At 57.5% G+C, this 10162-nt stretch carries 8 protein-coding genes; 3 read left to right on the plus strand and 5 right to left on the minus strand.

The genetic code is table 11. The features are described from left to right. Positions 1–120: 120 nt before the first annotated feature. From pstA to pstS, 3 genes are all read right to left on the minus strand, one after another. Positions 121–1002, minus strand: a complete 882-nt coding sequence (gene pstA / locus LKE08_RS04915; protein ID WP_324703079.1) for a phosphate ABC transporter permease PstA — start codon at positions 1000–1002, stop codon at positions 121–123. A 78-nt stretch (positions 1003–1080) separates the two neighbouring features. After that, positions 1081–2040: a phosphate ABC transporter permease subunit PstC gene (gene pstC / locus LKE08_RS04920; protein ID WP_324703080.1), complete on the minus strand. Its 960-nt coding sequence runs from the start codon at positions 2038–2040 to the stop codon at positions 1081–1083. Positions 2041–2244: 204 nt separating this feature from the next. Continuing rightward, positions 2245–3366 carry a phosphate ABC transporter substrate-binding protein PstS gene (pstS, locus tag LKE08_RS04925; RefSeq protein ID WP_324703081.1) on the minus strand — a complete coding sequence of 374 codons (1122 nt, stop codon included), beginning with the start codon at positions 3364–3366 and terminating at the stop codon, positions 2245–2247. 332 nt (positions 3367–3698) lie between these two features. Between pstS and bioB the strand changes: the two genes are divergently transcribed. Genes bioB through lspA form a run of 3 tightly spaced genes read left to right on the plus strand, consistent with a single transcriptional unit; the run spans position 3699 to position 5984 of the window. Beyond that, complete coding sequence (bioB, locus tag LKE08_RS04930) at positions 3699–4841, plus strand: biotin synthase BioB (RefSeq protein WP_324703082.1); 1143 nt, start codon at positions 3699–3701, stop codon at positions 4839–4841. After that, positions 4838–5422 (plus strand): biotin transporter BioY, encoded by a 585-nt coding sequence (locus tag LKE08_RS04935; protein ID WP_324703083.1) that lies wholly within the window; start codon positions 4838–4840, stop codon positions 5420–5422. Before bioB ends, LKE08_RS04935 begins: the two co-directional genes overlap by 4 nt. A gap of 37 nt (positions 5423–5459) precedes the next feature. Further along, the gene (gene lspA / locus LKE08_RS04940; RefSeq protein ID WP_324703084.1) at positions 5460–5984 is read left to right on the plus strand and encodes a signal peptidase II; all 525 of its coding nucleotides are present in this window, start codon (positions 5460–5462) and stop codon (positions 5982–5984) included. A gap of 51 nt (positions 5985–6035) precedes the next feature. On the opposite strand, the gene LKE08_RS04945 is transcribed toward lspA, so the two are convergent. Continuing rightward, complete coding sequence (locus tag LKE08_RS04945; protein WP_324703085.1) at positions 6036–6542, minus strand: hypothetical protein; 507 nt, start codon at positions 6540–6542, stop codon at positions 6036–6038. A 225-nt stretch (positions 6543–6767) separates the two neighbouring features. Then, a partial coding sequence (locus LKE08_RS04950) for a S8 family serine peptidase (protein ID WP_324703086.1) occupies positions 6768–10162 on the minus strand: 3395 nt, incomplete at its 5' end.

The following is a 10162-nucleotide window of genomic DNA, read 5'->3' on the forward strand; positions in this document are numbered from 1 at the left end:
GAAAATCCTAAAGTTGTTGCTATTTGAGGATATTAGCTGCACCATTGATATCGGCATTAACTAATAAACCATGGTAATTTTGCGGAGTCAATAAGACCCGCGATCGAGAAACACGATGCTTTAATAGGTTTTCTGGCGGGTCGCCCAGCGGGCGATGACGCTCGTGATCAAGACCAAGAACACCAACACCAGGGAAGCCGCCCAGGCGAACTCTTGCAGCACCTTGTCGAAGCCGCGGGCGAACTCGTAAACCAGATAGGCCAGGGAGGGCAGGGTCGGCGCGAACGGACCCTTCGGCCAGTTGTTGGTATAAATCACCGTGAACAGCAGCGGGGCTGTTTCTCCGGCGGCCCGGGCGATCGCCAAGGTCACGCCCGTCAGGATGGCGGGGAGGGCGGCGGGGAGCACCACTTTCAGGGCCGTCTGGTAGTTGGAGGCTCCCACGCCCACGGACGCCCAGCGGACATCCTGCGGCACGATCTGCAACGCTTCATCTGTCGTTCGGACGATGGTGGGCAGCATCAACACCGCCAGGGCGATCGCACCGGCCATCACGGAAAAGGTTCCCGTGGCCAATACGATCAAACTGTAGGCAAACACCCCGGCGATGATGGACGGAACGCCGCTCAAAACGTTGGTGGCGAACCGAATCCACTGGGGGACCGGGCCCGAACTGAACTCCGATAAGAAAATCGCGGCCAGGACGCCGAAGGGGAGGGCGATCAATGTGGCGATCGCCACCACCATGATCGTCCCCAAAATCGCGCTGGCGATGCCCCCCTCGGTCTGTCCGGCGGTGGGGGGAAGTTGGGTAAATAGATCGATATTGAGACGGGCCGCCCCTTTGAAGAGCACATAGATCAAAACGGCGAACAGGGGCACCAGGGCGATGCCCAGACAGGCCCCCGCTATACCCGTCATCACGGTACCGAATAGAGATTGGAAGCTTTTGGGATTGCGAATCAGACTTCCAGCTTTGGCTTTGGCAACGGCATTTGACATGGTTCGAGACAAGTCAACTGAGAATCACGACAGGAAACGGAGCGACAATTTTTGAGAACGAATGGTTCCAGGAGGAACTTATTGATATTTCGCCTGAACTTGGTTGACGATCCACTGGGCCGCCACATTGACGAGCAGGGTCAGAATAAACAGAACCATTCCCGCATACATGAGGGCGGAGACTTGTAGCCCCGAGGCTTCCGGAAACTGGTTGGCGAGCAGGGAGGCGATCGTGTTGCCGGGGGCGAACAGAGAAACGCTGATTTTGTTGGAGTTGCCGATGATCATCGTCGCCGCCATCGTCTCTCCCATCGCCCGACCCAAACCGAGCATGGTTCCCCCGATGATGCCGGAGAAGGCAGCGGGGATCAGGACTCGGAAGATCGTCACCCAGCGGGTGGCGCCCAGGCCGAGGGAGGCTTGGCGCAGGTCTGGGGGCAAGCTGGCCAGGGAGTCCCGGGAAATGGCCGTGATGATCGGCAAGACCATGATCGCCAAAACCACCCCCGCCGGGAACATCCCGGGGCCGATGGGGGAGGTGCTGAAAAAGGGAATCCAGCCGAAGTTTTTGAACAAAAACATCTGGACCGGCCGCAGGAAGGGGATGAGTACGAAAATTCCCCACAGGCCGAAGACCACGCTGGGAATAGCGGCCAACAGTTCGACCAAAAACGTCAGGGGCGTCCGCACGGCTAGGGGAATAAAATCTTCGCTCAGAAAGATCGCCGTCCCCACCCCCAGGGGAATGGCGATGACCAGGGCGATCAGAGAACTCATCAGCGTCCCGTAAATCATGGGCAGGGCGCCGTAATTTTCGTTCACGGGGTCCCAGGCGCTGTTGAACAAAAATCCCAGGCCGAATCTTTGGAATGCCGGCCAGCTCTGTTGGGCGATCGGCAGGGCGATCAGAATTAGCAGTGCAATAATTCCCCAGGCAAAAAGGCGGGTCAGCCAGATGAAGCCGGTGTCGAGATTTTTTTCAAGTTTCGATCGCGACTGGGGGATTCCTTGGGGGATTTGGGTGGGTGGTGAAACCATAATTCGCAGTGGGCGTGCATTCGAGTTGACGGTCAGGAGATGTCCCGACGGTGGGCGATCGGCAGAGTTGCCATTCGGTTATCGGGAATCGAACGGTTACTTTCAATGCTGGGGAAGTGAGAGTGGCGTTCCCAGCTTCCCCAATTTCTAGGTGTCTTGATACATCCCAGAAAATACTCCGGAAATTGAGATCAGATGCGCCGATTAATTAACGTTGATGGTGAAATCCGGGCTGATCTGATCGGCTTTCTCCGCCACTTTTTGGACGACGTTGGGCGGCAGGGCGATGTAGCCGAGTTGCGGACTCACTTTTTGACCTTCCGTCAAACCGTACTGAATCATCGCTTCGACGGCTCGGGCGACTTCCGGATCGGGATATTGCTGGTAGGTCAGTAACCAAGTGTACGTCACGATGGGATAAGAATCAGCTCCTTCGGGGTCGGAGATGAACGCCCGCAAATCGTCGGGGAGGGTCACGGCTGCTAAGGTTTTGGAGGCGGCTTCGCTGGTGGGTGGGATGAAGTTGCCCTCCTGGTTTTCCAGGGCGGCCATGTTCAGGCCGGCATTTTGGGCGAACCCATATTCGACGTAACCGATCGCGCCGGGGGTCTGGTTGATTTGGGCCGTCACCCCGTCGTTTTTGGCGCCGCCGATGCCGGTGGGCCATTCGACGGTTTTCCCTTCACCCACCTGATTGGCCCACTCGTCGCTGATGGCGCTCAGGTGCATGGTGAAAACGCCGGTGGTGCCGCTGCCGTCGGAACGGTAGACAACGGTGATGGGCTGATCTGGAAGCTCCACACCGGGATTGGCCTCGGCAATTCTGGGGTCGTTCCAATTGGTGATGTTACCCAAGAAAATGTCTATGTATACATCCCGGGGCAACTGCAAGTTTTCGACCCCATCCAAATTGTAGGCCAAAACGATGCTTCCGGCGGTCATCGGCAGCATATAGACCCCCCGTTCGACCTTGGCGATTTCATCGTCTTTCATCGCCACGTCGCTGGCCCCAAAGTTGACGAGCCCCTGGGTAAAGCGTTCGACCCCTGCACCACTCCCCACCGACTGATAGTCAATTTGCAGGTTCGGGACGCCCTGGCTGATTTCTTGGAACCAACGCTGGTAGAGGGGGGCGGGGAAGGATGCCCCAGCGCCGACGATATCGACCTGCTGGTTGAGGGCGATCAGTTCCGCAGAAGGCCCGCCCGCATTGGTATCGGCGACATCGGGGTCGCCGGTTTCGGTTCCGCCACAAGCAGCCAACCCGGCGGTCAGGGCGATCGCAAACAGTTTCGAGAATAAATGGGAAGGTCGAGAGAACAGCATATCGCTCAGATAGTTTGACAATGACGACAATAGCTAACCTAGAGGATATCGCCTTATTAACAGTTCAAGGTAAAGGGAAGGTTAACGGTTGTCAGCAATTGAGAATGAGTTGAAAGATGTTGTTGGCGCGGACTGCGCGGAGATGAGGATTGGTCTGAAAATCAATTTTTTTGGGCTTCATTTCTCCCAAAACGGGATCGAAGGCCTTTCCGCTTGTTGAGAAAATTTTTGGTTTTTGCCGGCCGGCCTCCGGTGCCGACGGATTGAGGGGGCGATCGCAATAGTGGTAAGATAGCAAAATTCAGGATCGTCAAGCAGTTCAAGGTTTCAACGTGGTTCAAGCACCGCCATCAACCAACCGTCAATCTCAACTCCCCGCCCCCCGTCCGGAATCGCTGCGGCAGTGGCTCGACTCCCTCGCCGATCGCATCATCGCCGGCGATCGCATCGGCCGTCCAGAAGCGATCGCCCTGACCGAGATCGAGGGGACCGACAACATCCTGATGCTGTGCGAAGCCGCCGACCGGGTGCGCCAAGCCTGTTGCGGCAACACCGTCGATCTGTGCAGCATCGTCAATATCAAGTCCGGGAACTGCTCGGAAAATTGCAGTTTCTGTTCCCAGTCCGCTCACCACCCCGGGGAAAACTCCCCCGTCTACGGGTTGAAATCCCCCGAAGAAATTCTGGCCCAGGCCAAATCCGCAGAAGCCGCCGGCGCCAAACGGTTCTGTTTGGTATCCCAGGGACGGGGCATCAAGTACAACAGCCCCAAATCCTCGGAATTTGCAGAAATATTGGAGACGGTGCGGCGCATCCAAGCCGAAACCTCCATCAAACCCTGCTGTGCCCTCGGTGAGATCACCCGGGAACAGGCCGAAGCCCTCGCCGAAGCCGGAGTCACCCGCTACAATCACAATCTGGAATCCTCCGAAAACTTTTATTCCAATATCGTCACCACCCACACCTGGAGCGATCGCGTCGAAACGGTGAAAAACCTGAAGGCAGCCGGCATCCAAGCCTGTACGGGGGGAATTATCGGTATGGGAGAAAGCTGGGCAGACCGGGTTGACCTGGCCCTGTCGCTGCGGGAGTTGGAAGTGGAGTCCGTCCCCATCAACCTCCTCAATCCCCGGGAGGGAACTCCTTTGGGCGATCGCCCCCGCCTCGACCCCTACGATGCCCTCAAGGCGATCGCCATCTTCCGCCTCATCCTCCCCGAACAAATTTTACGCTATGCCGGGGGACGGGAAGCCGTGATGGGAGAACTCCAGGCGTTAGGATTGAAATCGGGGATCAACGCCATGCTCATCGGCCACTACCTGACCACGATGGGACAGCCCCCCGATCGCGATCGCGCCATGTTGGAGTCCCTGGGACTACAGGGCGGAGAAGCCCCGGTTCCCGGACAGCGGGGGACTGCCTCCGAATCCTCGCACCCCACTCAAACCTCAGTCGCACCCCCCCGTGAAACTTGATACCTCCCGTTGAATTTTTGTGGGCCATCATCGGCGTCCTGTTGACCATCGGCGGCACCTTCCTGGAGGCCTTCGTCACCGATCCGGCTTCCCTTTGGGACCCGCAAAATGTTCAAGTCCACTCCCTCGGCGTCACCTACCAAATCGGGGCGGTTCTCCTCGTCGGCTGCATGGGGGGAAAAAATGCCGCGGCCATGTCCCAAATCGCCTATCTCGCCCTGGGTCTGACCGTCTTACCCGTCTTTTCCCAGGGGGGTGGCTTCGGCTACCTGGCCGAACCGACCTTCGGCTACCTGCTGGGGTTCGTCCCCGGCGGATGGGTCTGCGGCCTGCTGGCCTTTCGCAATCCCCCCAAGTTAGAATTGCTGGCATTCAGTTGTCTGTGCGGCTTGGCGACCATCCACAGCGTCGGCATCCTCTATTTGGTGGCAACCTATTTGATTCAAGAGGCCGGCGATCGCATCGTCCCCCTGATGGAGGCCGTCAACAGCTACTCCATCGCCCCCCTGGCGGGTCAGTTGGCCGTCGCCTGCGCGGTTACGGTTCTGTCCTACGTCCTGCGAGGATTGATGTTTTATTGATTTGCATTGAAGCTGATTTTCAAATTCAGACATCCTGATGGGATTTAAAAAAAACTCGATTTTCTGGATAGCCGCCGCCGTTAGTTTGGCCATCGATCACCTGACCAAATTTTGGGTCGTACAAACTTTTGAATTGACGACCCCCCCCGAAACCCTGCCCATCTGGCCGGGGGTGTTCCACTTTACCTATGTGGTCAATACGGGAGCCGCATTCAGCCTGTTCAGCAACGGCGTCTACTGGCTGCGGTGGCTGTCCCTGGCGGTCAGTTTGGGATTGATGGCGGCAGCCCGGTTCGGGCCCCGCTTCGACCGCTGGGAACAGATCGGCTACGGTTTGATTTTGGGGGGGGCGCTGGGCAACGGCATCGATCGCTTCCTGGCCGGCCACGTGGTCGATTTTTTGGATTTTCGCCTGATTCAATTCCCGATTTTCAACTTAGCTGATGTCTCGATCAATCTGGGCATTTTATGCCTGCTGATCTCCAGCTTTTTTTATTCCCGAAATCCTCCCCGAAATCGCCCCTCCGATACCACTCGGGACAGAGGGTCGAAACATAAATAAACCGCCGGCAATGGGAGAGAGAAGAGAGAAGAGAGAAAAATTTCTCACTTCTCATCCCTCACTTCTCACTCCAGAGGGAGCCGGCGCGGGGTCGGCAAAATAGCTGCCGGCTTCCCCCTGCCGTTTCGGGCGTCCCCGGCGGGTGAGGTCGGGGGCGGTGGCCGTTTTAATCGCGGTTTGACCGTCGGCAGAATTGCGGGTGTCGCCGTCGCCGGAACGGGCGATCGCTTCCCCCGTCAAGATGTCGAAATCGGTCATTTTTTCGGCTTCCGCAGAGGCAATCTCGTCGGTGCCCAAGTCGAGTCCGTCATGTTGAAAGAGCAGAATTTCGTCAGCAGAAGGACTCCCGATGGGTTGCCAAAACCGGGCGGCGCGATCGCCAAAATCGATCTCCGGTTCGGGTTCATCCGCGACCGTTTCAATGGCGCCCGCTCCGCTCCGATCTGAATTCCAATTGTATTCGTTATTTTGATACCAGTCGAAGTTGAGAGTTTCTTCAAAACAATCCGCGTCAAACATGAATCTCCCCTGTTCTGTTTCGGAACTTGCGGTTTTCATTCCATGTTGGAATTCAAATCAAGTGGTCAAAAAATGACACCGATTCGGCCAGTTTATATCGTTCGTTTGGAAGGTTCGCGATCGCCGGGTCGAGGCCATTACGAGTCCCGGGCGATCGGCGTTAATGTTGACCACACAAAAAAAAGGAGACGTTCCGGAGAACGTCCCCAAAAATTCAAGTTTGAGCGGGCCATAGGCAACTTGAGAATCGCCGATATTTCGGTATTAGAACAGATTCACCTCATCCGTCGTGGGCAGGGCAAATCCGGCAATTTCTCCGGGCACCATTTCAAACTGCGAAATGAGTGCGTCCGAAATCGCCTCATCGGCGGGGGCAATGGTCGCCAAAGAAGTCGAAGCCGGCGTCGCACTCAGCAACCCATCCCCCTCGATGGCCAAGAAGTTGACCACTTCGCTGGTATGGTTCATTTCGGAGTCGGCCGTCACGTCTTCCTCCACCATCACGGACACCCCCGTACCGGTCAGGTCGTCGTAGCGCAACCCGGCGGGGTCGGCGCCGTCGTAAGTCGCCAAAGAAGCCAAGAATTTCGGCGCTTCCACAAAGCCGGCCCCGAAGGATTGGGAGTACCAATTGTGAGTCACCGCATCTCCGGTATTCCCCGCTTCATAGGTCTGACCGCTCCAGTCTCCCGCACCGGGTGCGATCGCCAACCAACCGATAGTTTCCTCGCCGTGACCGGGAGTCAGGGGGGCTTCCTGCTCTTCCAAAGCCACCGTGAAACCGCCCGCACCGTCTTCCAGGTGGCGAGTCCGCACGAACTCGGGATCGTTGGCGGTCTGAACTTGGCTGAAGACGACCGGAGTCTCCTCAAAGCCACCGCCGAAGGTGACGGGGACACCGCCGGGAACCTCGGCATCGCTGTCGAAACGACCCACTTCCAGACGGGTGCCGTCCGCGAGTTCCCACTCTCCCGCTTCCAGGACGATGTAACTCACCGATTCGGGGACGTGGGTGCCGTCGTAGCCGTCCGGTTCCTGCAGGAAGATATCGAAGCTGTCCGCCGTGATATTGTCGATGCGAACCGCCACGGTCTGTCCCCCGTTCCGAGAGGCGGGTTGCGCCAAAACGACCGGGTTTTCATACTCCTGAGTCAAGGAAATCGTCTGAATATTGTGGGTCAGATCCGAAATCGTCCCCGTTTCCCCGATCGCCGTTTCGGGCGGTTCCCCGGCTTCTTCGGTGTAGATTTTCACGTCGTCGAGGTTCCAAGAACTGACCGGATAAACGCGATCGTCTCCCACATCGAATCCGAACCGCACCTGGAAGTTAGAATTCTTGTAGTCGGTAATATCGAAGACCTGCTCGGTCCATTCACTGTCAGTCACACCCGGTTCCGCCCCAGTTTCCCACAGCACCTCCCAACTGTCGCCGTCGAACACCTCGACGCTGTTCGCCATGTAGGGTTCGTAGTCACTGTTGAGAAAGCGCTGGAACTCCAGGAAGACATTTTCCGAAACGTCGGTATCAACAACCGGACTGGTGAGGTAATAAGCATCGTGAACCGTCTGGCTGGCATTGCCGCCGATGACGACCCCCGCCACGCCGTTGTCATCGGTGGGACTGTGGTCCGTATCGGGGTCGGGATTGCCGTAGCGCTCGCCGCTCGATGCCGTCGCCGCGCCGATTTCCCATTCGTCATCGAGGGTCCACCCCGCCGAATTGTCGGCGAAGTCCTCTTCAAAAAGAACGGAACCACCGCCGCCGCCGAGGACGTTGCCGAAGTCGATGTCGAGGATTTCTTCGCCAGGGGCGACATCCACCGTATGGCTGCCGGGGGCAGTCCCGGTGAAGGAGAAGTTATCCAGCAACAGGCCGGAATCGACGACAGTATCTCCCACATCGACCGCTCCCACCCCGACGGTATAAGTGCCGTCGGCGGTGAAGGTGTAGGTGTAGGTTCCCCATCCGGTTTCATCGACGAAACTCGTTCCGGAGGGTACCAGGGGGGTGAAAGTATTGGCCACCGTGTCGCCCTCGGACTCCACGGAGACAAAGGCGAAGTCATTGAAGGACGATTCAAAACCTTCGTCGGTGAGGAAGTTGTAATCGAAGCTGATTTCATCTCCCGCCTTCACCGTCAGGGTTTGTTTGATGGCGGAACCTTCCGTGGCATCGCCGTTGCCCAAACCGTCCAGGGTGCCCGTTGCCAAATTCAGGAAGGTTTCCAGGTCGGCATCACTTTGGGAACCGCTGCCATTGGTAATCAGGGCTTGGTAGGTTCCCTCGGTGGGGTTGGAACCGAAGGCATCCGTCTCCACAGACGTACTTCCTTCCGTTTCCCAACCGGTCAGATCTCCCGTTTCAAACCCGGTATTTTTGAGGCTGCCGGGATAGGTTTGCTGCCATCCGTCTTGCATCACCTCCGCCACTTCATAGGTGCCGGGTTCGACATCGGTGAAGGTGTAATCCCCATTGGCGTCGGTGACGGTGGAGGGTTCTTCGGGGTCGAATTCGCCGTTATCGTTTTCGTCGATATAAATCGTCCAGCCTTGCAAACCCGGTTCGCCGTCATCCTTGCCGCCGTCTTCATTCAGGTCGTGCCACTTGTGACCCGAAATACTCCCCGGCATGGCTTTGTTGCCGAAGTTGACATCCGAGACGTCCGTACCCGGTTCCAGGGCGATCGCGTGGATGCCGTCCTCCGGGGCGGTTTGGGCCCATCCCTCCTGCTGCACTTCCGCGATCGTATAATCGTCGGGAATCAGATCGTTGAAGGAATAGAACCCTTCTCCATCGGTGACGGCAGAGGTTTCTCCCCCGTCCAACTCGCCATTCTCGTTGCCGTCGATGTAAATCGTCCAACCGGCCAACGGCGGTTCGTCGTCACTCCACTCGCCGTCTTCGTTGAGGTCGTGCCACTTGTGACCGGAAATGCTGCTGGGTTGCCAGTTTCCAAAGTCGATGTCGGTGACATTTTCCCCGTCTTCGAGCTCGACGATGTGGGGAACCGAACCCGCTTCCAAAACCGCGTTGTAGGCATTCAGACGCCCGCCCGTCGCGACGGTTCCATCGAGTCCCGGAATTTCATCGACCGTGTTGAGAATAATCTCTTTCACTTCGTCGGAGGACAAGCTGGGATTTTGGGACCCAATCAAACTGGCAACGCCGGAAACCTGGGGAGTCGCCATCGAGGTGCCGCTGTAACTGGCGTATCCGTCGCCGGGAACGCTGCTGAGGATATTGACTCCGGGAGCGGCTAAATCCACGCTAGTGGCTCCGTAACTGGAGAACCCCGCCAAGTTATCGTTATGGTCGGTGGCGGCCACGGCGATGATATTGTCGGAATCGTAGCTGGAAGGATAGTGGGGGAATCCATCGTTGTCCGAACTCGAATTGCCCGCCGCCGCCATGAACAGTTGTCCGGCATCGCCGGCCGCGTCGATCGCATCTTTGAGACCTTGGGAATAGCCGCCCCCGCCCCAACTGTTGTTGGTCAGGTCGGCGCCCATCATCGTGGCATATTCCACCGCTTGAATGGCATCAAACGTCGTTCCCGAACCAAAATCGTTCAGGAATTTGAGCGCCATAATTTGGGCGTCCCAACTGACTCCGGTGACTCCCACGCCATTATCGCCCTGGGCGGCAATGGTGCCGGCGA

It is taken from the genome of Lyngbya sp. CCY1209 (assembly GCF_035615495.1).
Lineage (GTDB): Bacteria > Cyanobacteriota > Cyanobacteriia > Cyanobacteriales > Microcoleaceae > Limnospira.